21 protein-coding genes are annotated in these 23,709 nt (G+C 71.0%); 11 read left to right on the top strand and 10 right to left on the bottom strand.

Annotated features, from left to right (window positions below):
* Nucleotides 1-27 precede the first annotated feature (27 nt).
* The 4 genes from M8H82_RS17675 to M8H82_RS17660 are packed head-to-tail and all read left to right on the top strand — an operon-like array spanning nt 28 to nt 1,955.
* A complete protein-coding gene (locus M8H82_RS17675) occupies nt 28-237 on the top strand; it encodes a hypothetical protein (protein ID WP_250075061.1) in 210 nt (69 codons plus the stop codon).
* 26 nt (nt 238-263) lie between these two features.
* Nucleotides 264-359, top strand: a complete 96-nt coding sequence (locus tag M8H82_RS36780) for a recombination protein O N-terminal domain-containing protein (protein WP_250075058.1) — start codon at nt 264-266, stop codon at nt 357-359.
* Nucleotides 356-1,102 carry a DNA repair protein RecO gene (gene recO, locus M8H82_RS17665; protein WP_250075057.1) on the top strand — a complete coding sequence of 249 codons (747 nt, stop codon included), beginning with the start codon at nt 356-358 and terminating at the stop codon, nt 1,100-1,102. Before M8H82_RS36780 ends, recO begins: the two co-directional genes overlap by 4 nt.
* A gap of 16 nt (nt 1,103-1,118) precedes the next feature.
* Entirely contained in the window at nt 1,119-1,955 is an 837-nt protein-coding gene (locus tag M8H82_RS17660; RefSeq protein ID WP_250075055.1) for an isoprenyl transferase, read from the top strand.
* Nucleotides 1,956-2,142: 187 nt separating this feature from the next.
* Here the strand turns inward: M8H82_RS17660 and M8H82_RS17655 are convergent, their stop codons facing one another.
* From M8H82_RS17655 to M8H82_RS17640, 4 genes are read right to left on the bottom strand one after another with little or no spacing between them, the layout of a single operon-like run.
* Complete coding sequence (locus M8H82_RS17655; protein WP_250075053.1) at nt 2,143-2,553, bottom strand: transcriptional repressor; 411 nt, start codon at nt 2,551-2,553, stop codon at nt 2,143-2,145.
* A 59-nt stretch (nt 2,554-2,612) separates the two neighbouring features.
* Nucleotides 2,613-3,515, bottom strand: coding sequence for a metal ABC transporter permease (locus tag M8H82_RS17650; RefSeq protein WP_250075051.1), 903 nt, complete (start codon nt 3,513-3,515; stop codon nt 2,613-2,615).
* Entirely contained in the window at nt 3,515-4,282 is a 768-nt protein-coding gene (locus tag M8H82_RS17645; protein ID WP_250075049.1) for a metal ABC transporter ATP-binding protein, read from the bottom strand. The genes M8H82_RS17650 and M8H82_RS17645 overlap by 1 nt, the downstream gene beginning before the upstream one ends.
* A gap of 19 nt (nt 4,283-4,301) precedes the next feature.
* A complete protein-coding gene (locus M8H82_RS17640; protein WP_250075026.1) occupies nt 4,302-5,297 on the bottom strand; it encodes a metal ABC transporter substrate-binding protein in 996 nt (331 codons plus the stop codon).
* Between the two features lie 131 nt (nt 5,298-5,428).
* On the opposite strand from M8H82_RS17640, the gene M8H82_RS17635 reads away from it, so the two are divergent.
* The 4 genes from M8H82_RS17635 to M8H82_RS17620 all read left to right on the top strand — a co-directional run bounded on the left by M8H82_RS17635 (nt 5,429) and on the right by M8H82_RS17620 (nt 9,242).
* Complete coding sequence (locus tag M8H82_RS17635; RefSeq protein ID WP_250075025.1) at nt 5,429-6,811, top strand: glycine--tRNA ligase; 1,383 nt, start codon at nt 5,429-5,431, stop codon at nt 6,809-6,811.
* Nucleotides 6,812-6,941: 130 nt separating this feature from the next.
* Complete coding sequence (locus M8H82_RS17630) at nt 6,942-7,553, top strand: LysE family translocator (RefSeq protein ID WP_250075023.1); 612 nt, start codon at nt 6,942-6,944, stop codon at nt 7,551-7,553.
* Between the two features lie 64 nt (nt 7,554-7,617).
* Complete coding sequence (locus M8H82_RS17625; RefSeq protein ID WP_250075021.1) at nt 7,618-8,625, top strand: aldo/keto reductase; 1,008 nt, start codon at nt 7,618-7,620, stop codon at nt 8,623-8,625.
* A 23-nt stretch (nt 8,626-8,648) separates the two neighbouring features.
* Nucleotides 8,649-9,242: a TetR family transcriptional regulator gene (locus M8H82_RS17620; RefSeq protein WP_250075020.1), complete on the top strand. Its 594-nt coding sequence runs from the start codon at nt 8,649-8,651 to the stop codon at nt 9,240-9,242.
* Nucleotides 9,243-9,246: 4 nt separating this feature from the next.
* On the opposite strand, the gene M8H82_RS17615 is transcribed toward M8H82_RS17620, so the two are convergent.
* The 3 genes from M8H82_RS17615 to M8H82_RS17605 form a co-directional block, all read right to left on the bottom strand.
* Complete coding sequence (locus M8H82_RS17615) at nt 9,247-9,870, bottom strand: GNAT family N-acetyltransferase (RefSeq protein WP_250075018.1); 624 nt, start codon at nt 9,868-9,870, stop codon at nt 9,247-9,249.
* Between the two features lie 74 nt (nt 9,871-9,944).
* Nucleotides 9,945-10,151: a hypothetical protein gene (locus M8H82_RS17610; RefSeq protein ID WP_250075016.1), complete on the bottom strand. Its 207-nt coding sequence runs from the start codon at nt 10,149-10,151 to the stop codon at nt 9,945-9,947.
* Nucleotides 10,152-10,401: 250 nt separating this feature from the next.
* Entirely contained in the window at nt 10,402-11,844 is a 1,443-nt protein-coding gene (locus M8H82_RS17605; protein ID WP_250075013.1) for an MFS transporter, read from the bottom strand.
* 79 nt (nt 11,845-11,923) lie between these two features.
* Here M8H82_RS17605 and dusB point away from each other — a divergent pair, with 79 nt between their 5' ends.
* A complete protein-coding gene (dusB, locus tag M8H82_RS17600) occupies nt 11,924-13,057 on the top strand; it encodes a tRNA dihydrouridine synthase DusB (RefSeq protein ID WP_250075012.1) in 1,134 nt (377 codons plus the stop codon).
* Nucleotides 13,058-13,069: 12 nt separating this feature from the next.
* Here the strand turns inward: dusB and M8H82_RS17595 are convergent, their stop codons facing one another.
* The 3 genes from M8H82_RS17595 to M8H82_RS17585 all read right to left on the bottom strand — a co-directional run bounded on the left by M8H82_RS17595 (nt 13,070) and on the right by M8H82_RS17585 (nt 18,391).
* Nucleotides 13,070-14,896 (bottom strand): CDP-alcohol phosphatidyltransferase, encoded by a 1,827-nt coding sequence (locus M8H82_RS17595; RefSeq protein ID WP_374211669.1) that lies wholly within the window; start codon nt 14,894-14,896, stop codon nt 13,070-13,072.
* Between the two features lie 135 nt (nt 14,897-15,031).
* Nucleotides 15,032-16,969: a glycogen debranching N-terminal domain-containing protein gene (locus M8H82_RS17590; RefSeq protein WP_250075010.1), complete on the bottom strand. Its 1,938-nt coding sequence runs from the start codon at nt 16,967-16,969 to the stop codon at nt 15,032-15,034.
* A 24-nt stretch (nt 16,970-16,993) separates the two neighbouring features.
* Complete coding sequence (locus tag M8H82_RS17585; RefSeq protein WP_250075008.1) at nt 16,994-18,391, bottom strand: hypothetical protein; 1,398 nt, start codon at nt 18,389-18,391, stop codon at nt 16,994-16,996.
* Nucleotides 18,392-18,511: 120 nt separating this feature from the next.
* Here M8H82_RS17585 and M8H82_RS17580 point away from each other — a divergent pair, with 120 nt between their 5' ends.
* On the top strand, nt 18,512-19,708 hold the full coding sequence (locus M8H82_RS17580) for an ROK family protein (protein WP_250075006.1): 1,197 nt from the start codon (nt 18,512-18,514) through the stop codon (nt 19,706-19,708).
* Between the two features lie 407 nt (nt 19,709-20,115).
* Nucleotides 20,116-22,821 carry a pyruvate, phosphate dikinase gene (gene ppdK, locus M8H82_RS17575; RefSeq protein WP_250075004.1) on the top strand — a complete coding sequence of 902 codons (2,706 nt, stop codon included), beginning with the start codon at nt 20,116-20,118 and terminating at the stop codon, nt 22,819-22,821.
* Nucleotides 22,822-23,709 lie beyond the last annotated feature (888 nt).

The following is a 23,709-nucleotide window of genomic DNA, read 5'->3' as shown; positions in this document are numbered from 1 at the left end:
GGGGGCAGCGGGGAAGGAATGACAGCGGTGAAGCCACCCGTCGGTTCGCACGTCGTGGACATCCGTACCGGGAGGATCGGCATCGTCATGGGCCACGAGGGCCCGTACGTCCAGCTCAGACCGTACGGCGGCGGCCGCGAATGGGACGTGGCCCCGGACGGGCTGCGCCCCGCCACCCCCGCCGAACGACTCCGCGCGACCACCCTCACGGTGAGCCACCCCGACCGTCCCCGCTGACCCGCGGCGTACGGGAGAATGGCGCCATGAGCCTGTTCCGCGACGACGGTGTTGTCCTGCGTACCCAGAAGCTGGGCGAAGCGGACCGGATCATGCTGTGCCGACCCTGGGGTGCGCGATGAGTCTGTTCCGTGACGACGGGGTCGTGCTGCGTACCCAGAAGCTGGGCGAAGCGGACCGGATCATCACCTTGCTCACTCGGGGGCACGGGCGGGTGCGGGCCGTGGCGCGGGGGGTGCGGCGGACCAAGTCGAAGTTCGGGGCCCGGCTGGAGCCGTTCTCCCACGTGGACGTGCAGTTCTTCGCGCGGGGGAGCGAGCTGATCGGCCGCGGGCTGCCGCTGTGCACGCAGAGCGAGACCATCGCGCCCTACGGCGGCGGCATCGTCAGCGACTACGCGCGCTACACCGCCGGGACGGCCATGCTGGAGACCGCCGAGCGGTTCACCGACCACGAGGGCGAGCCGGCCGTGCAGCAGTACCTGCTGCTCGTCGGGGCGCTGCGGACCCTGGCCCGCGGTGAGCACGCCCCGCACCTCGTGCTCGACGCCTTCCTGCTGCGGTCCCTCGCCGTCAACGGCTACGCCCCGAGCTTCAGCGACTGCGCGAAGTGCGGGATGCCAGGACCGAACCGCTTCTTCTCGGTGGCCTCCGGGGGCACCGTATGCGTCGACTGCCGGGTGCCCGGTAGCGTCGTACCCTCGCCGGCGACCCTGGAACTGCTCGGTGCGCTGCTTACGGGAGACTGGGACACGGCCGACGCCTGCGAGGCGCGGCACGTCCGGGAGGGCAGCGGGCTGGTCTCGGCCTATCTGCACTGGCATCTGGAGCGCGGGCTGCGTTCGCTGCGGTACGTGGAAAAGTAAGGGAGACGAGGGGCACATGGTCGTACGCGGGATCCTGGGGCGGCAGCGTCGGGAGTACAGGGCGCCGGAGCCGCATCCGTCCGGGGCCCGTGCGCCGAAGCTCCCCGGGGAGCTCGTCCCGAAGCATGTGGCGATCGTCATGGACGGGAACGGGCGCTGGGCCAAGGAGCGCGGGCTGCCGCGCACCGAGGGGCACAAGGTCGGCGCCGAGCGGGTGCTGGACGTCCTCCAGGGCGCGATCGAGATGGGCGTCGGGGCGATCTCGCTGTACGCCTTCTCCACCGAGAACTGGAAGCGCTCGCCCGACGAGGTGCGCTTCCTGATGAACTTCAACCGCGACTTCATCCGCAAGACCCGGGACCAGCTCGACGAGCTCGGGGTGCGGGTGCGGTGGGTCGGGCGGATGCCCAAGCTGTGGAAGTCGGTCGCCAGGGAGCTGGAGATCTCCCAGGAGCAGACCAAGGGCAACGACAAGCTGACCCTCTACTTCTGCATGAACTACGGCGGCCGCGCCGAGATCGCGGACGCGGCGCAGGCGCTGGCGGAGGATGTACGGGCCGGGCGGCTCGACCCGTCGAAGGTGAGCGAGAAGACCTTCGCGAGGTACCTGTACTACCCGGACATGCCGGACGTGGACCTGTTCCTGCGGCCGAGCGGGGAGCAGCGCACGTCCAACTACCTGCTGTGGCAGAGCGCGTACGCCGAGATGGTCTTCCAGGACGTCCTGTGGCCGGACTTCGACCGGCGCGACCTGTGGCGGGCGTGTCTGGAGTTCGCCTCCCGGGACCGCCGCTTCGGCGGCGCCATCCCGAACGAGGAACTGCTGGCCATGGAGGGCCGGACCGAGGACTGAGCGGGAGGCTGTGCGGCGGGGGCAGGGTTTGCCCCCGCCGCCCCTGCCCGTGCCCTTCTTGCTTCTCGGCGCCGGTCCGGCAGGAGCAGCCCGTCCGGCGTTCGAGGACGAGGCCGTTCAGGCCGATGGGGGTCTGGGGGCGTGGCCCCGAGGGCGCGTACCCCCGATCACCCGCACCGGATGCCGCTCAACCTGCGGCGCACTCCGCGCAGGTGCCGAAGATCTCGACCGTGTGGGCCACGTTGACGTACCCGTGCTCGGCCGCGATCGCGTCCGCCCACTTCTCGACCGCGGGGCCCTCGACCTCGACCGCCTTGCCGCAGACCCGGCAGACCAGGTGGTGGTGGTGTTCGCCGCTGGAGCAGCGGCGGTAGACGGACTCGCCGTCGGAGGTGCGCAGGACGTCGACCTCGCCGGCGTCGGCGAGGGACTGGAGCGTGCGGTAGACCGTCGTCAGACCGACCGAGTCGCCCTTGTGCTTGAGCATGTCGTGCAGCTCCTGCGCGCTGCGGAACTCGTCGACCTCGTCCAGGGCCGCCGCCACGGCGGCCCGCTGCCGGGTGGATCGGCCCTTCACGGGCGGTCCAGCGGTCGTCACGGGGTGCCTCCTCAGGTCTGCCTGCCGGGCCATTGTGCCAGCCCCGGCTGTCGGCGCGGTCAGACGCCGACCTTTCCGCCGGGGCCCCGGCTCGGCGGGATCACGCACTCCGCCGGGTCCCCGGCGCCCTGGGCGGCGGCCAGGGCCCGCGCGCGGCGCCGGGCGAGCGGCGCGGCCAGCGCGGTCAGCAGGACGAACGCCCCGATGGTCAGCAGCACGATGGTCGCGCCGGGCGGCACGTCCTGGTAGTACGAGGTGACCGTGCCGCTGATCGTGACGGTCACGCCGATGGCGACCGCGATGGCGAAGGTGGCGGCGAAGCTGCGGCTGAGCTGCTGGGCGGCGGCCACCGGGACCACCATCAGCGCCGAGACGAGCAGCAGCCCGACCACGCGCATCGCGACGGTCACCGTCACGGCCGCCGTGACCGCGGTCAGCAGGTTCAGGGCGCGCACGGGCAGGCCCGTGACCCGGGCGAACTCCTCGTCCTGGCTCACCGCGAACAGCTGGCGGCGCAGGCCGAGCGTGACCAGCACCACGAAGGCCGCGAGCACGCAGATCGCCGTGACGTCCGACTCGCTCACCGTGGACAGGGAGCCGAAGAGGTACGAGGTCAGGTTGGCGTTGGAGCCCGTCGGCGCGAGGTTGATGAACATCACGCCGCCGGCCATGCCGCCGTAGAAGAGCATGGCGAGGGCGAGGTCGCCGCGGGTCTTGCCGTACCAGCGGATGAGCTCCATGAGGACCGCGCCGAGGACGGAGACGAGGGTCGCCATCCAGACCGGGGACCAGGAGAGCAGGAAGCCCAGGCCGACGCCGGTCATCGCGACGTGGCCGATGCCGTCGCCCATCAGGGCCTGGCGGCGCTGGACCAGGTAGATACCGACCGCGGGGGCCGTGATGCCGACCAGGACGGCGGCGAGCAGGGCCCGCTGCATGAAGGCGTAGTCGAGGATTTCCATCAGCTCAGCAGTCCCGTGCGGATCGGTTCGGCGCCCGCGGGGGCGTGCGGGTGGACGTGGTCGTGGCCGGGCAGCGCGTGCTGGCCGACGGCCTTCGGGGGTGGTCCGTCGTGGACGACACAGCCGTCGCGCAGCACCACCGCGCGGTCGATCAGCGGCTCCAGGGGGCCCAGTTCGTGCAGCACGAGCAGGACGGTCGTACCGGCCGCGACCTGCTCGCGCAGGGTCCGCGCCAGCACCTCCTGGCTGGCCAGGTCGACGCCCGCCATCGGCTCGTCCATGATCAGCAGTTCGGGTTCGGCGGCGAGCGCCCGGGCGATCAGCACGCGCTGGTGCTGGCCGCCGGAGAGCGCGTCCACGGAGTCCTTGGCGCGGTCCGTCATGCCGACCAGCTCCAGGGCCCGGCGCACGGCCGCCCGGTCCGCCTTGCGCAGCAGGCCGAAGCGGGTGCGGGAGAGCCGGCCGGAGGAGACGACCTCGGTCACCGTGGCCGGGACGCCGCCCGCGGCGGTGGTGCGCTGGGGGACGTAGCCGAGGCGGTGCCAGTCGCGGAAGCGGCGGCGCGGGGTGCCGAACAGCTCGATCTCGCCGGCGCTCACCTGCACCTGGCCGATGACGCTGCGCACGGCGGTGGACTTGCCCGAGCCGTTGGCGCCGAGCAGCGCGACGACCTCACCGCGGGACACGGTGAGGTCGATGCCGCGCAGGACGGGCCGCGAGCCCAGGTCGGCGCGTACGCCGCGCAGGGATATGACGGGCTCGCTCATGCGGTCCTCCGAAAGACGGTCATTTGGCGCCCAACGCGGCCTGCAGGGCCTTCAGGTTGGCATCCATGACCTGGATGTAGTCGTCGCCCTCGGACTTGCCTGTGATGCCCTCGACCGGGTCGAGCACGTCGGTCTTCAGGCCCGCGTCCTTGGCGAGGGTCTTCGCGGTGCTGTCGGAGACCAGTGTCTCGTAGAAGACCGTGGTGACGCCGTCGGCCTTGGCCTCCTCCTGGAGCTCCTTGATCCGGGCCGGGCTGGGCTCGCTCTCCGGGTCGAGTCCGGAGATGGCCTCCTGGGTCAGGCCGTAGCGCTCGGCGAGGTAGCCGAAGGCGGCGTGGTTGGTGAAGAACACCTTGGAGTCGGTGTTCTTCAGGCCCTCCTCGAACCGGCTGTCGAGGCCGTTCAGCTTCTCGACCAGGGCCGCGGTGTTCTTCTTGTAGTCGGCCGCGTGGTCCGGGTCGGCCTTCTCGAAGGCGGCGCCGACGCCCTTGGCGATCTCGGCGTACTTCACGGGGTCGAGCCAGACGTGCGGGTCGAGGGCGTGCTCCTCCTCCTCGGAGTGGGCCTCCTCCTCCGAGTGCGCTTCCTCCTCGGCGTGCCCCTCTTCCCCGGCGTGCTCGTGGCTGTCCTCCAGGCTGCCGTGGTCCTCGAGCTTCGTCAGCGTGGCGGCGTCGATCGTGGTGCCGACGCCGGCCTGCGCGACGGCCTCGTCGACGGCGGGCTGCAGGCCCTTGAGGTAGAGGGCCGCGTCGGCCTCCTGGAGCTGCGCGGTCTGCCGGGCGCTGATCTCCAGGTCGTGCGGCTCCTGGCCGGGCTCGGTGAGACTGGTGACGTTCACGTGGTCCCCGCCGATCTCCTCGGCGAGGTAGGCCATCGGGTAGAACGACGCGACGACGTCGAACTTCTCCGTGTTGCCCGCGGCGGCGCTGCCGGAGCAGGCGGAGAGGGTGCCGAGACCGAGGGCGGTGACGGCCGCCACGGCCACCCCGGATATGTGCTGTCGTCGTACGTTCATGACAGTCATTTTCAACAAATCTGGAAACGGTTGTCAACAAGCTGAGGTCGGGGAACCGATTTGATACGAGGGCGGGCAGCGCCGGTAACCTGAGGCATTCGCTGCCGTCCATTCGTAATGAAGAGAGCACCGTGGCCGCCGACAAGATCGACACCATCGTCAGCCTGAGCAAGCGCCGTGGCTTCGTATTCCCTTGCAGTGAGATCTACGGCGGGCAGAAGGCCGCCTGGGACTACGGACCCCTGGGTGTCGAGCTCAAGGAGAACCTCAAGCGCCAGTGGTGGCGCTACATGGTGACGTCGCGCGAGGACGTCGTCGGTATCGACTCGTCCGTGATCCTGGCCTCCGAGGTCTGGGTCGCCTCCGGTCACGTCGCCACCTTCACGGACCCGCTGACCGAGTGCACCTCCTGCCACAAGCGGTTCCGCGCGGACCACCTGGAGGAGGCCTACGAGGCCAAGCACAACCGCCTCCCGGAGAACGGCCTCGCGGACGTCAACTGCCCCAACTGCGGCAACAAGGGCCAGTTCACCGAGCCCAAGCAGTTCTCGGGCCTGCTCTCCACCCACCTCGGCCCGACGCAGGACTCCGGCTCCGTCGCCTACCTGCGGCCCGAGACCGCCCAGGGCATCTTCACCAACTTCGCCCAGGTGCAGACCACTTCGCGCCGCAAGCCGCCGTTCGGCATCGCCCAGATGGGCAAGTCCTTCCGCAACGAGATCACGCCCGGCAACTTCATCTTCCGCACCCGCGAGTTCGAGCAGATGGAGATGGAGTTCTTCGTCAAGCCGGGCGAGGACGAGAAGTGGCAGGAGTACTGGATGGAGCAGCGCTGGAACTGGTACACGGGCCTGGGTCTCCGTGAGGAGAACATGCGCTGGTACGAGCACCCCAAGGAGAAGCTCTCCCACTACTCCAAGCGCACCGCCGACATCGAGTACCGCTTCCGGTTCGGCGGCAACGAGTGGGGCGAGCTGGAGGGTGTCGCCAACCGCACCGACTACGACCTCTCCGCGCACTCCAAGGCCTCCGGCCAGGACCTCGCCTACTACGACCAGGAGGCCCAGGAGCGCTGGACGCCGTACGTCATCGAGCCCGCGGCCGGTGTCGGCCGCGCGATGCTGGCGTTCCTGCTGGACGCCTACATCGAGGACGAGGCGCCCAACGCCAAGGGCAAGATGGAGAAGCGCACGGTGCTGCGCCTGGACCACCGGCTGGCCCCGGTGAAGGTCGCGGTGCTGCCGCTGTCCCGCAACGCCGAGCTCTCCCCGAAGGCCAAGGGCCTCGCCCAGGCGCTGCGGCAGAACTGGAACATCGAGTTCGACGACGCCGGCGCCATCGGCCGCCGCTACCGCCGCCAGGACGAGATCGGCACCCCGTACTGCGTGACGGTCGACTTCGACACGCTGGACGACAACGCGGTGACGGTCCGCGAGCGTGACTCGATGAAGCAGGAGCGGGTCTCCCTCGACCAGATCGAGGGCTACCTGGCCCAGCGCCTGCTGGGCTGCTGACGCCCCGACCCACCACCGCCCCCGCCGGACGAGCACACCAGCTCGTCCGGCGGGGGCGTTTCGGTGGTCCTCCATAGCGGCATCTCATTGGCCCTGTGACCGGGGCCACCGCGCGGCCAGGCTTGCCCGCATGAGCCTCGCATTCCTGCTGACCACCCTGGTCATCGTCGCCACCCCCGGCACCGGGGTCGTCTACACGCTCGCGGCCGGTCTGTCGCACGGTCGGCGGGCCAGTGTCGTGGCCGCCTTCGCCTGCGCCCTCGGGATCCTGCCGCACATGCTGGCCACGATCACCGGGGTGGCCGCCCTGCTGCACACCAGCGCCACGGCCTTCCAGATCCTGAAGTACGCCGGTGTCGCCTACCTCCTCTACATGGCCTGGGCCACGCTGCGGGACAAGGAGGCGATCACCGTGGACCGCACGGCGGCGCCGATGTCGGCCGGGCGGACGATCGTCCAAGGCGTGCTGATCAATCTCCTCAACCCCAAGCTGACGATGTTCTTCTTCGCCTTCCTGCCCCAGTTCGTAAACCCCGACGGCCCGGGCGCGGTGCCGCGGATGCTGGCGCTCAGCGGGGTGTTCATGGCCGCGACCTTCATCGTCTTCGCGCTCTACGGCGTGCTCGCCGCCTCCGTCCGCGACCAGGTCGTCGCCCGCCCGAAGGTGATGGCCTGGCTGCGCCGGAGCTTCGCCGGGTCCTTCGTGGCCCTGAGCGCGAAGCTGGCCTTCACCGCCCGGTAGTGCCGCTGACAAGTATGGACTGACAGATATTGAAATCTGTCAGTCCATGGGGCAGAGTGGAGGCATGACGACGACCACCCGAACCCTCGGAACCACCGGCCCCCAGGTCTCCGCCCTCGGCCTCGGCTGCATGGGCATGTCCGCGCTGTACGGCGACGCCGACCGGGCCGAGTCCATCGCGACCGTCCACGCCGCACTGGAAGCCGGCGTGACCCTGCTCGACACCGGCGACTTCTACGCCATGGGCCACAACGAGATGCTGATCGGCGAGGCCCTGCGCGGCGCGCCCGCCAATCGCCGGGAACAGGCGCTGATCAGCGTGAAGTTCGGCGCCCTGCGCGATCCCGACGGCGGCTGGAGCGGCTACGACGGACGGCCCGCCGCGGTGCGGAACTTCGCCGCGTACTCACTCCAGCGGCTCGGCGTCGACCACCTCGACGTCTACCGCATCGCCCGGCTCGACCCGGACGTGCCGATCGAGGAGACCGTCGGCGCCATCGCCGAACTCGTCGAGAAGGGGTACGTCCGCCACATCGGCCTGAGCGAGGTCGGTGCCGAGACCATCCGCCGGGCCGCCGCCACCGCCCCGATCGCCGATCTCCAGATCGAGTACTCGCTGATCTCCCGGGGCATCGAGGAGGAGATCCTGCCGACCACCCGCGAGCTGGGCATCGGCATCACCGCCTACGGCGTCCTGTCCCGCGGTCTGATCTCCGGTCACTTCACCGGCGACCGCCGGCTCGCCGCCGACGACTTCCGCTCCCTGTCGCCCCGCTTCCAGGGCGAGAACCTCCGGCACAACCTGAACCTGGTAGAAGCCCTGCGCGAGATCGCCGAGCGCAAGGGCGTCACCGTCGCGCAGATCGCCATCGCCTGGGTGCTCTCCCGGGGCGAGGACATCGTGCCGCTCGTCGGCGCCCGCACCCGGCAGCGGCTGACCGAATCACTCGGCGCCCTCGACGTCACGCTGGACGCCGCAGACCTCGCCGCGATCGAGCGGGCGGTGCCGGCCGACGCCGCCGCGGGCGAGCGGTACCCGGCCGCGCAGATGGCCCACCTCGGCAGCAAGTAGCAGCCGGCGGTACGGTCTCCTCCATGGCACCGACCTCCGAAGCCCTGACCGCCGAGCGCATCCTCGAAGCCACCGAGGACGTGCTGCGCCGCCACGGCCCGGCCAAGGCCACCGTGGTGGATGTGGCCCGCGCGCTCGGCGTCAGTCACGGCAGCGTCTACCGGCACTTCCGGACCAAGGCGGCGCTGCGCGAGGCGGTGACCAAGCGCTGGCTTGACCGTACGTCGACGGTGCTGGCCGGGATCGTCGCCGAGACCGGACGCGACCCGGAGGCCCGGCTGCGGGCCTGGCTGCTGGCCCTGTTCGACGCCAAGCGGCACAAGGCCGGGGACGACCCCGAGCTGTTCGCCACGTACACCGTGCTGACCGCGGAGAACAGCGGCGCGGTGGACGAGCACATCGACGAACTCACCGGTCAGCTCGCCGAGATCGTCCGCTCGGGCACCGCGTCCGGCGCGTTCGCCTCCGCCGACCCGCTCACCACCGCCCGCGCCGTCTTCCAGGCCACCGCCCGCTTCCACGACCCCGGCTACCACCGGGAGTGGGAACGGCCGGAGGTCCAGGGCGAGTTCGAGGCCGTGGTGGAGCTGCTGGCGCGGGGGCTGCGGGCGGCCTGACGGCTCAGTCCTGCTGCGTCGCCCGCCCCAGGAAGGTGGCCCCGCCCGGGTCCGGCACCTGGATCTCGTGAAAGCCCATCCGGTCGTAGAAGGGCCGCGCCCGGGTGTTGGCCGTCGCCATGGCGAGGTGGACGGCGGGGACCCCGCCGGTGTGCAGGGCGTGCAGGAACGTCAGCATCAGGGCGCGGCCGTGCCCCTTGCCCTGATAGTCGGGGAGCAGGTCGATGTGCAGGTGGGCGGGGTAGCCGCGCAGCTCGGGCAGCACCATGCGCTCGGGGTCGTGGAGCAGCGCGGCGATCGTCTCGTCGGGGGTCGTGGGCGGGCCCTCGGGCGCCGGGTAGCGGTCGGCGACCGTCGGCAGCCACTTGTGGCGGAAGTCGGTGGCGAAGCGGGGGGTGTCGGCGGTGCCGAGGATGTACCCCACGGCCTGTCCCCGGCCGTCGTCGAGGACGAAGGCGAGCTCCGGCTCCAACTCGACGTAGGGGGCGGCGAACGTGGCCGGGAAGACGCCGGGGTCCGCGTAGAAGGGTCGGCTGTCGCCGCCGAGGTGGGCGGTGCGGACGCAGATGTCGTGGAGCGCGGTGCGGTCCGCGGGGCGATAGGGGCGTGCGGCGGGCAGTGGGTTCACCCGTGCATCCTGCCGCGCCTGGGAGCGCTCCCACAAGACGCTTTCGCGAGCTGGGCCCGCCCGGTCGGGCGACCCTAGGCGACGGACGGGTCCACGGTCGCCTGGTGCGCCTGCGCCAGATGTTCCTCCGCCTTCAGCCACGGCAGGAACTGCGCGGATATGCGCCACCCGCAGGTCTCGCACCTGACGGTGCGCTGCACGCCGGTCCGCCGCACCTGTACGACGTGCTCGCGTCCGTGCTGGTCCCAGCGGGTGACCTTGCTCGTATTGCTCTCGGACACGACGCCTCCAGGGTCCCGGCAAGTCAAGGAGGAGTGTGCAGCATGACCATGATCAACGGGGACCCTCTTCACAGGGAGTTGGCCAAGCTGTGCCCTGCGGGCCATGAGCGGAGAGGGGGGGAAGGGGGGAAGGTGTGAACGCGGCCCCGCTCCGGGCGGACGCGCACAACGCCCCACCGGCCCCGGCCCGCCATGATTCCCGCTGCCCCGCCGCCGTCCCAGCACCTCCGCCGGAAAGCGCCTTTTCCGGTTACGCGTGGATTCGCTTGCGGGCGGAGGACTGTGCCGTCTCGAGGCGCTGTGCCGTGCGTTCGGCTGTGCCGCGTGCCCAGGGGCCGCTGGTGAGGAGGCCGAGGACCAGGACCGCGAGTCCGCAGGCGGTGAGGATCCACCAGCCCGGTACCGCGGCCGACACGAAGGCGTCCCGGTACGTCGAGGCGCCCACGCCCGCCGCCAGGACCGCTCCGACGACGGCCACGCCGAGCGTCTGGCCCAGTTGCCGGCTCGTGGAGGCGACGGCCGCCGCGACCCCGGCCTGTGCGCGGGGCATGCCGGAGACCGCCGTGTTGGTGATGGGCGCGTTGACGAACCCGAAGCCGATGCCGAACAGCGCGTACCCGACGAAGAGGCCGGCGTCGGACGTCTCCGCGTCGAACAGGGCGAACAGCAGCGCGCTCACCGTCATCGAGACCCCCGCGACCGCCAACGGCACCCTGGGCCCCCGGCTGCCCACCAGCCGCCCCGACAGGGGAGCGCACAGGAAGGTCGGCACGGCCATGGGCAGCATCCACAGCCCGGCCTCCAGGGCGCTGAGCCCTCGTACGTTCTGCAGGTACAGCGTCGACAGGAACAGGAACCCGCCCAGCGCGGCGAACGCGCTGACCGCGATCACCGTCGCCCCGCTGAACGGCGCCGAACGGAAGAAGCGCAGGTCGATCAGGGGTTCGGCGCGGCGGGGTTCGTAGCGGAGCAGTGCCACCAGCGCGACCACGGCCAGCACCGCGAAGGGAACCGCCGTGGCCGGGGCGTGCGGCGCCTCGATGATCGCGTACGTCAGCGCGCCGAACAGCACGATCACCAGCACCTGTCCGACCGGGTCGACCCGGCGGGGCTCGGGCGCCCGGGACTCGGGCACGTACCGCAGGGTCAGCAGCAGCGCGGCGAGCCCCACCGGCAGGTTGATCCAGAAGATCGAGCGCCAGCCGACGGAGTCCACGAGCAGCCCGCCCACCAGCGGCCCCGCGGCCATCGAGATGCCGACCACCGCGCCCCAGACGCCGATCGCGCGGGCCCGCTCGCGGGGATCGGTGAAGGTGTTGGTGATGATCGACATGGCGACCGGGTTGAGCATCGAGCCGCCGACGGCCTGCACCGCCCGGGCCGCGATCAGCAGATCCAGGCTGGGCGCCAGGGAGCACAGCAGCGAGCCGAGCCCGAAGACGACCAGCCCCGCCATGAAGACCCGCTTGCGGCCGATCCGGTCGGCCGTGGAACCCGCGAGCATCAGCAGCGACGCGAGGACGAGGGTGTAGGCGTCGATCGTCCACTGCAGCCCGGCGGTGTCGGCGTGCAGGTCCTTCTGCAGCGACGGCAGCGCCACGTTCAGGACCGTGTTGTCCAGGCTCACGATGAGCAGGCTCATGCAGCAGATGGCGAGGACCAGCAGGCGTCGGCGGGGGCTGAGCTCGGGCATGCACTCCAGCGTAACCCGGAATTCGATAGTGCGGTTAACTAACGAATTTTACGAACTCATTGCACGGCACAATGGAGGCATGCCCACGCCCCTGCAGATCGGCCCGCACACCGTTCAGCCGCCCGTCGTCCTGGCCCCCATGGCCGGGATCACCAACGCGCCCTTCCGCACCCTGTGCAGGGAGTTCAGCGGCGGAAAAGGGCTGTTCGTCAGCGAGATGATCACCACTCGGGCGCTGGTCGAGCGCAACGAGAAGACCATGCAGCTGATCCACTTCGACGCGACCGAGAAGCCCCGCTCGATCCAGTTGTACGGCGTGGACCCGGCGACCGTCGGCAAGGCCGTCCGCATGATCGCGGAGGAGGGCCTCGCCGACCACATCGACCTGAACTTCGGCTGCCCGGTGCCGAAGGTGACGCGCAAGGGCGGCGGGTCGGCGCTGCCGTACAAGCGGAACCTGCTGCGGGCGATCCTGCGCGAGGCGGTCTCAGGGGCCGGGGATCTGCCGGTGACGATGAAGATGCGCAAGGGCATCGACGACGATCACATCACCTACCTCGACGCCGGGCGGATCGCGGTCGAGGAGGGCGTCACGGCGATCGCCCTGCACGGCCGTACCGCCGCGCAGCACTACGGCGGCACCGCCGACTGGGAGGCCATCGCCCGTCTCAAGGAGCATGTGCCGGAGATCCCGGTGCTCGGCAACGGCGACATCTGGTCGGCCGAGGACGCGCTGCGGATGATGCGGGAGACCGGCTGCGACGGCGTCGTCGTCGGGCGCGGGTGCCTGGGGCGGCCGTGGCTGTTCGCGGACCTCGTGGCCGCCTTCGAGGGCCGCCCCGAGGACATCGCGCGTCCCGCGCTCCGCGAGGTCGCCGACGTCATGGTCCGGCACGCCACGCTCCTCGGCGAGTGGATCGGCGACGAGGCGCGGGGCGTCATCGACTTCCGCAAGCACGTGGCCTGGTACCTGAAGGGCTTCGCCGTCGGCTCCGAGATGCGCAAGCGGCTCGCGATCACCTCGTCGCTGGCGGAACTCCGTTCCGGGCTCGACGAGCTGGACCTCGACCAGCCCTGGCCGCTCGGGGCGGACGGTCCGCGCGGCCGCACGTCGGGCAACAACCGGGTCGTCCTGCCGGACGGCTGGCTGAAGGACCCGTACGACTGCGCGGGCGTGAGCGAGGACGCGGAGCTGGACACCTCCGGCGGTTAGTCCTGGGCGGGGTCAGTCCCTCGTGGGGCGGGGAGTCGAGCCGTAGGCCGTCAGGAAGCGGTCGCGGAAGGCGTCCATCTTCCAGACCGGGGCGTCCGGGGCGGGTTGCAGGCCCCGCGTCCAGTTCCAGTCCGCGATCTTCTCCAGGACCTCCGGGTCCTTGGCCACGATGGAGACCGGGACGTCCCGGCTCGCGTTGTCGCCGCTGACCCGGGCGATCGGCTGGTGGTCGCCGAGGAAGACCAGGACGGTGTCCTCGGTGCCGTAGCGCTCCAGCCACTGGGTCAGGGACGTCACCGAGTACGTGATCGACTTGCCGTACTCCGCACGGGACTTGGTGCCGTCCGTGATGATGTCCTGCGCGTCCTTGCCGTCCCGCTGGACGGCGCCGAAGAGCGAGCCGTCGCCCAGCTCCTCCCAGTCGACCATCGTCGGGATCGGCGCCCAGGGCTGGTGGCTGGAGGTCAGGATGACCTCCGCCATCAGGGGCTTGTCGCGCTGCTTGCCGTGGACCATGCGCTGGAAGGCCTCCAGCGCGTACTGGTCCGGCATGGTGGACCAGCTGAACTTCGGTCCCTGGTAGCCGAGCTGGAAGGCGTCGTAGACCTTGTCCAGGCCGTAGAAGTCGGCCTCCGGCCAGGCCTTCTGGATGCCCGGCATGATGCCCACGGTGTCCCAGGCGCCGGTCTTCCGGAACGCCTTGGTGAGGGACAGGTGGTCGCCGGAGGTGACGGTGGTGTAGCGCTGCTGGTTGTCGATCCACAGGCCGGACAGGAACGTGGAGTGGCCCAGCCAGCTGCTGCCGCCGTAGGTCGACGAGGTCAGCCAGCCGCTCCGCGCCCGGTAGCCCGCCGCCTCCAGGGACTCGGTGCTCGCGTCGAGCGTGGCCGTCACACCCGGCGCGATGACCGGGTCCTCGATGGCGCTTCTGCCGTAGCTCTCGATGAACGTGAAGATCACGTCCTTGCCGCGCAGGTCGGGCAGGAGCCGGTCGGGCGGCGTCGCGCCGAAGGTGTCCGCCCTCGCCTCCTTCGCGAAGGCCGCCTCGTCCGCGAGGGTGACCTGCACCCGCCTCGCCTGGCTCGCCAGCGCGGTGGCCGCACGGTCGGCGGCGAGGGGCAGGCCGGCCGGCTGCAGGCCGAGCGTGGAACAGGTGATCCAGACCGTCCCCGCGACGAGGGTGGCCTTGGTGGCCCGCTGCCGGTGGTCGGCCAGGAAGGTGGCGAGGCGGACGGTGGCCAGGGCGGTCAGGACGAGGAGGAGTACGGCGGCCAGGACGGCGCCGACGGTCGCGGTGAGCGTGGTGGCGGTGCCCATCGAGTCCTTCATGTAGCTCTGGGCGTCGTCGAGGAGGGACCAGTCGAGGACGAGGTTGAAGCCCCGGCCCAGGTAGGAGCGGAACCCCATGTCCAGGAAGTTGAGGACGGTGAGGGCACCCAGGGCGGTGCCCGCCACCGCCGCGACGACGGTGCGCGGACGCCGGGGCAGCGCGAGCAGGACGGCGGCGCCGACGATCGCTTCCGCGGGGATACGGGCGAAGCGGTTGGGGCGCAGGGCGGTCACGGTGTTGGGCAGGAGCAGAGCGCCCAGCACCAGGACGGCGGACAGCACGGTGACCCCGAGGGACACCCACCCCGCACGACCGAGCCCGGCCGCACCGCCTTCTCCGGCCGCACTGCTCTTCCCGCCCGAGCCGACGTCCTCGGCCGCGCTGCTTTCTCCGTCGGAGGTGTCCGCGGACGGGGGCGTTGCGGTGGGCGGGAGTGCCGTGGTGGGCGGGTTCGAGGGCTTGGGCGGGGGTGGTCCCGGTGGCTGGTGCAGGCGCGTGAAGAGGGGCACCCGGTGGTCCTTCCGTGCGGTCCCTGGCGGCGGGGAGGCCCGCCGTGATGTCGTACGGGCCCTCACTCGGGCTTGTTCAGCCCGTCCGCCCCACCGTTCGGCGAACAGCGGGCGAACGCCCGGCCAACCGGGTCACTACGCTCCGCCCACCGCCGTCAGCAGGGCCAGGGGCGCGGTCGCCGAGCGGGACTCCCGGACGCAGGCGTGGGGGTAGGGGACCGGCTCGGGGTGGGTGTCGCGGCCGTACCCCGCCAGGACCTCCGGCAGGCGGTGGCCCGTCGTCGTCGCCGCGTCCACCAGGGCGTGCGCCACGGTCCGGGCCTCGTCGTGCAGGCCGTAGCGGGCCAGGCCGAGGGTGATCAGGGCGTTGTCGTGCGGCCACACCGAGCCGCGGTGGTAGGAGAGCGGGTGGTAGGCCGGCTGGCCCGCGGCCAGCGTCCGCACGCCCCAGCCCGAGAAGAAGTCCGCCTCCAGCAGCCGGCGGCCCACCAGCTCGCCGTACTCCTTGTCCAGCAGGCCCGACCAGAGCAGATGCCCGGCGTCCGAGGCCAGCGCGTCGACCTGGCGGCCCTCGCCGTCCAGGGCCAGCGCCGGGAAGGAGCGCTCCGGCATCCAGAAGTCCCGCTGGAAGCGGTCCCGCAGATCGCCGGCCGCCTGCTCCAGCAGCGCCGCGTACGTCTCGTCCGCCCACACCGTCCGCGACAGCCCGGCCGTGCGGCGCAGTGCGTCGTAGGCGTAGCCCTGTGCGCCCGCCGCCATCACCGGGCCGCTCGGCCGGGTGCCGTCGGCGCGGCAGATGGCGCCGGGGGAGTCCTTCCAGTTCTGGTTGGCCAGCCCGCCGCGGTCGGCCCGGTAGACCAGGTAGCCGCGGGAGGTCAGGCCGCCGTGGTCCAGCATCCAGGCGACGGCGGCCCGGGCGTGCGGCTCCAGTCGGCGGGCCAGGGCGACGTCCCCGGTGTGTTCCACGTACGCGCCCAGCAGGACCAGGAAGAGCGGGGTCGCGTCCACCGAGCCGTAATAGCGGCCGTACGGCACCTGGCCGAAGTGGGCCAGCTCGCCGTGCCGGACCTCGTGCACGATCTTGCCGGGCTGCGCCACCGAGGCCGTGCCCGTCTCCTCGGCCTGGGTCGCGGCCAGCGCGGGCAGGGTGGCCGCCGCGAGGGCCGGGCGGTAGGGGAGGGCGAACAGGGAGGTGAGCAGGGCGTCCCGGCCCAGCAGGGTCAGGAACCAGGGGGCGCCCGCGGCCGGCACCCGCACCTCCTCGCCGTCCAGGCCCGTCGCCGGGATCTGCAGCGAGGCCAGGTCCGCCAGGCCCCGGGCGCAGGCCGCCGCCAGCTCGGGCCAGCCCGTGGGGAAGGAGACGCCCTCGACGAACTCGCCCTCCAGGGCGATCAGCTGGTCGTTCAGGGCGCCGGGGGAGCGCGGTACGCGCAGCGCCCGCTTGTCCCCGTGCGGGCGGGCCATCACCCGCAGCGCCAGTTCCGCCGTGCCGTGCGGCTCCAGGTCCAGCGTCCACACCAGGCGCCGCGCACCGGTCCCCGTCTCCTCCACCGCGTCCGGGGCCGGCTCGGCGGAGACCGTCGTACGGGACCGCCATTCGCCCCGCTGGTAGGTGAACTCCAGGCCGTGGTCGAGGACGTGGCGGGAGCGGGTGGCGCCGGTCTTGGTGTAGGTCCGGTGGTCGGAGCGCAGTTCGAACTGGTCGGTGAAGTCCGCGTCCGCGGTGATCGCCAGACGGACCGTGGTGGGGGTGGGGAGGTTGCTGGTCACCCGCAGGGACTCCACGAACGAGCCGTCCCCGACCGCCTGCTCACGGAAGAGCGTGTACGCCGGGGGCTCCTGGCGGCCGCCCCGGGGGACCAGGACGCAGCGGGCGGTGTCCCCGTCGGCCACCGGCGTCAGGGCCTCCGGCACCGCGCCGTCCACCGTCAGCTGCCAGCGGCTGAGGTGCCGGGCGTCCCGGACGAACAAGCCGTCCGGTGAGCCGACGCCCCGGACTCCGCTGATGTCCCCGCCGTCCCCCACGGCGGCGAACGTCTCCCCGTGCACGAGCAGATGATGGCGCTCCGTCATCCCGGTCCCCTCCCTTGTCTTCCCTCACGCCGTTGGTGACGCCGTCCGTGTGTCCTTCGCGGGCTCGTCGTGCAGCAGGTCGAGCGCGAGCGCCGCGGTCCAGCTGAAGTCGGCGGTGCCGCAGGCCTCGCCGGTGTACGGGTCGACGTACTCCGCGAATCCGGAGCTGACGGCCAGCTCCAGGACCGAGCGCCGCAGCGCGTCGGCCGAGTGGTGCGCGCCGTGGGTGCGCAGTCCGCGCTCCATCAGCCAGGCGGTGTTGAACCAGGCCGGGCCGCGCCAGTAGCGGTGCGGGTCGAAGGCCTCGCCGAGCAGGTCGTAGCTCGGCACCAGGCGGGTGGTGTCGCCGAGAGAGAAGTGCGGTCCGCGGGCGGTGCGCATCAGGGCCTCGGCGGTTCTGCCCGGCAGCGTGGGCAGCAGGAGCGGGACCAGGCCGGAGACCGACCGTTCCGGGATCAGCCCGCCGCCGCGTACGTCCCGGCAGCAGAACATCTCGCGCTCGGGGTCCCACAGGCGTTCCACCAGGGCGCCGGTCAGGCGCTCGGCGCGCGCGTGGCGGGCCGTGCCCGTCGCTCCCAGTTCGCGGGCGATGCGGGCCAGGGCGTGCTCGGAGGCGATGAGCAGGGCGTTGAACGCCGGGTCCTCCACCGCGAACGCGCCGGTCCCGTCGGCGTAGCCGCCGTCCCGGTAGTCCGTGGCCAGGCGGACGTACCGCCCGTAGTCCAGGTCCGTCGGCCGGTCCTCGGGGGCGCCGTGGTCCAGGTCGGCGCGGCGGAAGGAGCGGGCCGGGGCGGGGACGACGCGGGCCAGCGGGGCGTCCCAGCAGGGGCTGTTGTCCATACCCTGTTCCCACGGGTGCACCACGGAGGCGAGGCCGCCGCCGCCCAGGTCCCGCCGGTGCAGCAGATAGCGGTGCCAGGCCGCCAGCTTCGGGTAGACCCGGGCCAGGAAGCCGCGTCCGCTGGACAGGCCGGGGTCGGCCCGGTGCACCAGCCAGGCGGCCAGGGCGTGCACCGGTGGCTGCACGATCCCGGACGTCTGTACGGTGCGCGGGGCGCCCGCAGCGCGCCCCGCGGTCGAGGAGCGCCAGAAGTCGGGGCTCGGGAAGTACGCGTCGAGCGGGACGGAGGGGTTGAAGACGATGTGCGGGATGCGCCCGTCGCCCCACTGGGCGGCCAGCAGCGTCTCCAGCTCGGTCTGGGCCCGCAGCGGCGACAGATGCCGCAGGCCGATCGCGATGAACGCGGAATCCCAGGACCACTGGTGCGGATACAGCCCGCGCGAGGGGACCGTGGAGGCGCCGGTCCAGTTGGACTCCAGGACGCGGGCGGCCGCGGTGTGCAGGGAAGGTGCCGTACCGGGCGGGTCGTATACGACGGGCCGCTCCGTGGGGCGGGCGGCTAAGGCGGCGATGCGATCCACTCGGGGCTCCCCGGAGATGACTCGGCTGATCGGTTCGGCAGTGGCTACCGTAGGGTTACGTCTATTTAACACGCAAAACCCAATATGTAATGCAAGCTTGAGAAACACAAGGGGGTGCGCATGACGGGTCGGGGTCAGGTCAGCGCCGGTGATCTGCTGGAACTGGTCCGCACCGGCCGGGCCACCACGCGCGGCGCCCTGCAACAGGTCACCGGGCTCTCCCGGGCCACCGTCGGGCAGCGCCTGGACCGGCTGTTCCGCGCGGGCTGGCTGCGCGAGGGCGCCGGCGGACCGGTCGACTCCCCGCTCGGCGGACGCCCCTCGATCACCCTGGAGTTCGACGACGCGCACGCCGTCGTCCTCGCCGCCGACCTCGACACCCGGCACGCCCGCGCCGCCGTCCTGACGCTGACCGGCGAGATCCTCGCCGAGCACGGCGGGACCCTGGTCGTGGAGGACGGCCCCGAGGCGGTCCTCGGGGAACTGGGCCGCTGGTTCGCCGGACTGCTGGAGAAGGCCGGCCACCGGGCCGGCGAGGTCTGCGGCATCGGCCTCGCGGTGCCCGGCCCGGTCGACAGGGAGACCGGCCGGGTCGTGCAGCCGCCGATCATGCCCGGCTGGGACGGCTACGACATCAGGGGCCGCCTCGCCAGATCCTTCACCGAGCACTCCGGAGCACCCCGGGTGCCGGTCCTCGTCGACAACGACGCCAACCTCATGGCGTACGGCGAACAGCGCACGGGCTACCCCGACTGCTCGGCGTTCGTGCTGGTCAAGGTCTCCACCGGGATCGGCGCGGGCGTCGTCGTGGACGGCTCGCTCTTCCGGGGCGTCGACGGCGGCGCCGGGGACCTCGGCCACATCCGGGTGGGCGCCGAGGCCCTGTGCCGCTGCGGGTCCTACGGCTGTCTCGCCGCCGTCGCGAGCGGCGGTGCCGTGGCCCGGCGGCTGGCCGAGGCCGGGGTGCGGGCGGCGTCCGGCTCGGATGTGCGGGAGCTGCTGGCGGCGGGGCACCCGGAGGCGGTGGGCCTGGCCCGGGAGGCGGGCCGTCAGGTCGGGGACGTGCTGGCGACCGTGGTGACGCTGCTCAACCCCGGGGTGCTGATGATCGCGGGGGACCTGGCCGGGACGCCGTTCCTGACCGGCGTACGAGAGCTGCTCTACCAGCGGGCGCTGCCGCGCTCCACCGCTCATCTGGAGATCGTCACCTCACGGCTGGGCGAGCGGGCCGGTCTGGTGGGGGCCGGAGCGCTGGTCGTGGAGCATCTGTACGCGCCCGAGCGGGCCGAGGAGCGGCTCACCGCGCTCGGCGTGTGACCGGCGCGTTTCCGGTCTCACCGCACGTCCGCATGGTGAAATCCCGGCGGCTGTGGCAGCGTGATTCTCGCCACCCTTGATAAGGGTTGCGCTCAGATGAGCGAATCTTGGGCTACTGCACTTCTCCAAGGGGTGGCACCGAGTGCCACCCCTTGATCGTTCATCGATCGAACTCAGACGTAGAGAGAGCCGCTCATCTGAGCACTTTCGCCGGGCCTGAGGCCGTGAATCCGTTCAAGAAGTGAACACATGGCGGTGTGCTTCCTTGCCAAGCTTTGACTTTCGATCCGGTGGGTGACGACTGGTTACAGGCGCATGACGCACAAGTGGACGTACCCAGGCGCCTTCGATCTGGGTATGTTCCTCGCCGTCAGGGCAGCCACCGAGTCCTCGAGGAGTTGGGACCCGTGTCGGAAAACAAAAAGTTCGTTTACGACTTCACCGAGGGCAACAAGGAGCTCAAGGACCTTCTGGGCGGTAAGGGTGCGAACCTCGCCGAGATGACCAACCTGGGCCTCCCCGTCCCCCCCGGCTTCACGATCACCACCGAGGCCTGCAAGGTCTACCTCGACAGTGGCGAGGAGCCGGCGGCACTGCGTGACGAGGTGAGTGCGCACCTCGACGCCCTCGAGACGAAGATGGGCAAGAAGCTCGGCCAGGCCGACGACCCCCTCCTCGTATCGGTGCGCTCCGGCGCCAAGTTCTCCATGCCCGGCATGATGGACACGGTCCTGAACATCGGGCTCTCCGACAAGTCGGTGCAGGGCCTCGCCAAGCAGGCCGGCGACGACCGGTTCGCCTGGGACTCCTACCGGCGCCTCATCCAGATGTTCGGCAAGACCGTCCTCGGCGTGGACGGCGAGTTGTTCGAGGAGGCGCTGGAGGCGGCGAAGGCGGCCAAGAAGGTCACCGTCGACACCGAGCTGGAGGCTGGCGACCTCAAGAAGCTCGTCACCAAGTTCAAGAAGATCGTCAAGACCGAGGCCGGCCGGGACTTCCCGCAGGAGCCGCGCGAGCAGATGGACCTCGCCATCAAGGCGGTCTTCGACTCCTGGAACGGTGACCGCGCCAAGCTGTACCGCCGTCAGGAGCGCATCCCGCACGACCTGGGCACGGCCGTCAACGTCTGCTCGATGGTCTTCGGCAACCTGGGCCCGGACTCGGGCACCGGCGTCGCCTTCACCCGCGACCCGGCCTCCGGCCACCAGGGCGTGTACGGCGACTACCTGCAGAACGCCCAGGGCGAGGACGTGGTGGCGGGCATCCGCAACACCGTGCCGCTGGCGGAGCTGGAGACGATCGACAAGAAGTCGTACGACCAGCTGATGCAGATCATGGAGACCCTGGAGAACCACTACAAGGATCTCTGCGACATCGAGTTCACCATCGAGCGCGGCCAGCTGTGGATGCTGCAGACGCGCGTCGGCAAGCGCACGGCGGGCGCGGCCTTCCGGATCGCCACCCAGCTGGTCGACCAGGGCCTGATCGACGAGACCGAGGCGCTCCAGCGCGTCAACGGCGCCCAGCTCGCGCAGCTGATGTTCCCCAAGTTCGACGAGGAAGCCAAGACCCAGCAGGTCGGCCGGGGCATCGCGGCCTCGCCGGGTGCGGCGGTCGGCAAGGCGGTCTTCGACTCGTACACGGCCGTGAAGTGGTCGCGTTCGGGCGAGAAGGTCATCCTGGTGCGCCGGGAGACCAACCCCGACGACCTGGACGGCATGATCGCGGCCGAGGGCATCCTGACCTCCCGCGGCGGCAAGACCTCCCACGCGGCCGTGGTCGCCCGCGGCATGGGCAAGACCTGTGTCTGCGGCGCCGAGGAGCTGGAGGTCGACACCAAGCGGCGCCGGATGACGGTGCCGGGCGGGCATGTGGTGGAGGAGGGCGACCTCATCTCCATCGACGGCTCCAGCGGCAAGGTGTACCTCGGTGAGGTGCCGGTCGTGCCCTCTCCCGTCGTCGAGTACTTCGAGGGCCGGATGCACGCGGGCGCCAACGACGCCGACGAACTGGTCGAGGCCGTGCACCGGATCATGGCGTTCGCCGACCGCAAGCGCCGGCTGCGGGTGCGCGCCAACGCCGACAACGCCGAGGACGCGCTGCGGGCCCGCCGCTTCGGCGCCCAGGGCATCGGCCTGTGCCGTACCGAGCACATGTTCCTCGGTGACCGGCGCGAGCTGGTCGAGCGCCTCATCCTGGCCGACACGGACACCGAGCGCGAGGAGTCCCTGAAGGCGCTGCTGCCGCTGCAGAAGCAGGACTTCGTGGAGCTGTTCTCGGCGATGGACGGACTGCCGGTGACGGTCCGGCTGCTCGACCCGCCGCTGCACGAGTTCCTCCCGGACATCACCGAGCTGTCGGTGCGCGTGGCGCTGGCGGAGGCCCGCAAGGACCCGCACGAGAACGAGCTGCGGCTGCTCCAGGCCGTGCACCGGCTGCACGAGCAGAACCCGATGCTGGGTCTGCGCGGCGTGCGCCTCGGCCTGGTCATCCCCGGCCTGTTCACCATGCAGGTACGGGCCATCGCGGAGGCCGCGGCCGAGCGCAAGAACGCCAAGGGCGACCCGCGTGCGGAGATCATGATCCCGCTGGTCGGCACGGTCCAGGAGCTGGAGATCGTCCGCGAGGAGGCCGACGCGGTGATCGCGGAGGTCGAGGCGGCCACCGGCACCCAGCTGAAGCTGGCGATCGGCACAATGATCGAGCTGCCGCGCGCCGCGCTGACCGCCGGCCAGATCGCCGAGGCGGCGGAGTTCTTCTCCTTCGGCACGAACGACCTCACCCAGACGGTGTGGGGCTTCAGCCGGGACGACGTGGAGGCCTCGTTCTTCACGGCCTACCTGGAGAAGGGCATCTTCGGCGTCAGCCCCTTCGAGACGATCGACAAGGACGGCGTGGGCTCGCTGGTCGCCTCCGCCGCGAAGGCCGGCCGCGCGACGCGCCCCGACCTCAAGCTCGGCGTCTGCGGTGAGCACGGCGGTGACCCGGAGTCGGTCCACTTCTTCCACGAGGTAGGTCTGGACTACGTCTCCTGCTCGCCGTTCCGCATCCCGGTCGCCCGCCTGGAAGCGGGGCGCGCGGCCACCCAGTCGGCGGGCAGCGACCACCGCTGACCGTCCCAGGCTCCGGAGCCGTCGTGGGTCCCCGACCCTCAGTACCGATCCACGGCGGCTCCGGAACGCGAGAAGGGGGCGGCACCCGTGCGGGGGTGCCGCCCCTTGGCGCGTCATCTGCGGAAAATGTCAAGCCCCATCGCTGACCAGGCAAATGTCGTTTGCTGGCGTTGGCTGCCGTTGAGGCCGTGCGAAGCCGTTGTGCCCTCGTTGTGCCCTCGGGGCGGCGTCCGTTGGTGCACTGGACAAAGACAAGGACAACGAGCGGCTTGCAGGCAAGGCTGAGTCGGCAGATTTACAGTCCGCGCAGCGAAAATCATCTGACCTGCAGGATTTTTTGCATCGACCGTCGATGCCCCACGCCCACCCCTCAGCAGTCTCATCGGCCATGGCTTGAGCTGTATGCATCAGGCGTCAGCAAGTGTGCTTCCTGAGCACAACGCCACGTCAAGCACCGAAGTAGGTCAGGAACCAGGAAGCCAGTGCACGGGAGGTGCTCGCGTATCTGGCCCTGTCAAGGGACGCATTTTGCTGAATGCGTAGCACGACCCAACTCACGCCATTACCTTGGCACTTGTCCCCACACCCATCCGGAGGGAGGGCCACCTGCGGGTGGTTGAGATCACCTAGGGAGGTGGGGATATGAGTGACAAGTCGTCTACTCATCGGGCACAGCTAGCGGCAGAGCTCGCCAAGCAGATCGTTGTCTCATTGAGCGTTCGCGTTCTTTGGGCAGCGATCAAGGAGGTGTTTAGCAGCTACTACTGATGCTCGGAGAGGAGGCACGGGGTTGGGGCTGTGCTCCCTCAAGTTTCTCGGCCCACTACGTGCCTCCTCTTGGGCCCTGACCACTTGATGTGCGACGGCGAGCCGCCATGACGGACTAGT

This window comes from Streptomyces sp. YS415 (assembly GCF_023544665.1).
Lineage (GTDB): Bacteria > Actinomycetota > Actinomycetes > Streptomycetales > Streptomycetaceae > Streptomyces.
This window is presented reverse-complemented; position numbering and strand designations above follow the sequence as displayed.

Excerpts from the sequence above, each read along its gene's own strand:
- M8H82_RS17625 (WP_250075021.1), top strand. The coding sequence starts at position 7,618 with ATGACGACGACCACCCGAACCCTCGGAACCACCGGCCCCCAGGTCTCC.
- recO (WP_250075057.1), top strand. The coding sequence starts at position 356 with ATGAGTCTGTTCCGTGACGACGGGGTCGTGCTGCGTACCCAGAAGCTG.
- M8H82_RS17650 (WP_250075051.1), bottom strand. The coding sequence starts at position 3,515 with ATGGAAATCCTCGACTACGCCTTCATGCAGCGGGCCCTGCTCGCCGCC.
- M8H82_RS17620 (WP_250075020.1), top strand. The coding sequence starts at position 8,649 with ATGGCACCGACCTCCGAAGCCCTGACCGCCGAGCGCATCCTCGAAGCC.
- dusB (WP_250075012.1), top strand. The coding sequence starts at position 11,924 with ATGCCCACGCCCCTGCAGATCGGCCCGCACACCGTTCAGCCGCCCGTC.
- M8H82_RS36780 (WP_250075058.1), top strand. The coding sequence starts at position 264 with ATGAGCCTGTTCCGCGACGACGGTGTTGTCCTGCGTACCCAGAAGCTG.
- M8H82_RS17580 (WP_250075006.1), top strand. The coding sequence starts at position 18,512 with ATGACGGGTCGGGGTCAGGTCAGCGCCGGTGATCTGCTGGAACTGGTC.
- M8H82_RS17630 (WP_250075023.1), top strand. The coding sequence starts at position 6,942 with ATGAGCCTCGCATTCCTGCTGACCACCCTGGTCATCGTCGCCACCCCC.
- M8H82_RS17645 (WP_250075049.1), bottom strand. The coding sequence starts at position 4,282 with ATGAGCGAGCCCGTCATATCCCTGCGCGGCGTACGCGCCGACCTGGGC.
- M8H82_RS17590 (WP_250075010.1), bottom strand. The coding sequence starts at position 16,969 with ATGACGGAGCGCCATCATCTGCTCGTGCACGGGGAGACGTTCGCCGCC.
- M8H82_RS17640 (WP_250075026.1), bottom strand. The coding sequence starts at position 5,297 with ATGAACGTACGACGACAGCACATATCCGGGGTGGCCGTGGCGGCCGTC.
- M8H82_RS17660 (WP_250075055.1), top strand. The coding sequence starts at position 1,119 with ATGGTCGTACGCGGGATCCTGGGGCGGCAGCGTCGGGAGTACAGGGCG.
- M8H82_RS17605 (WP_250075013.1), bottom strand. The coding sequence starts at position 11,844 with ATGCCCGAGCTCAGCCCCCGCCGACGCCTGCTGGTCCTCGCCATCTGC.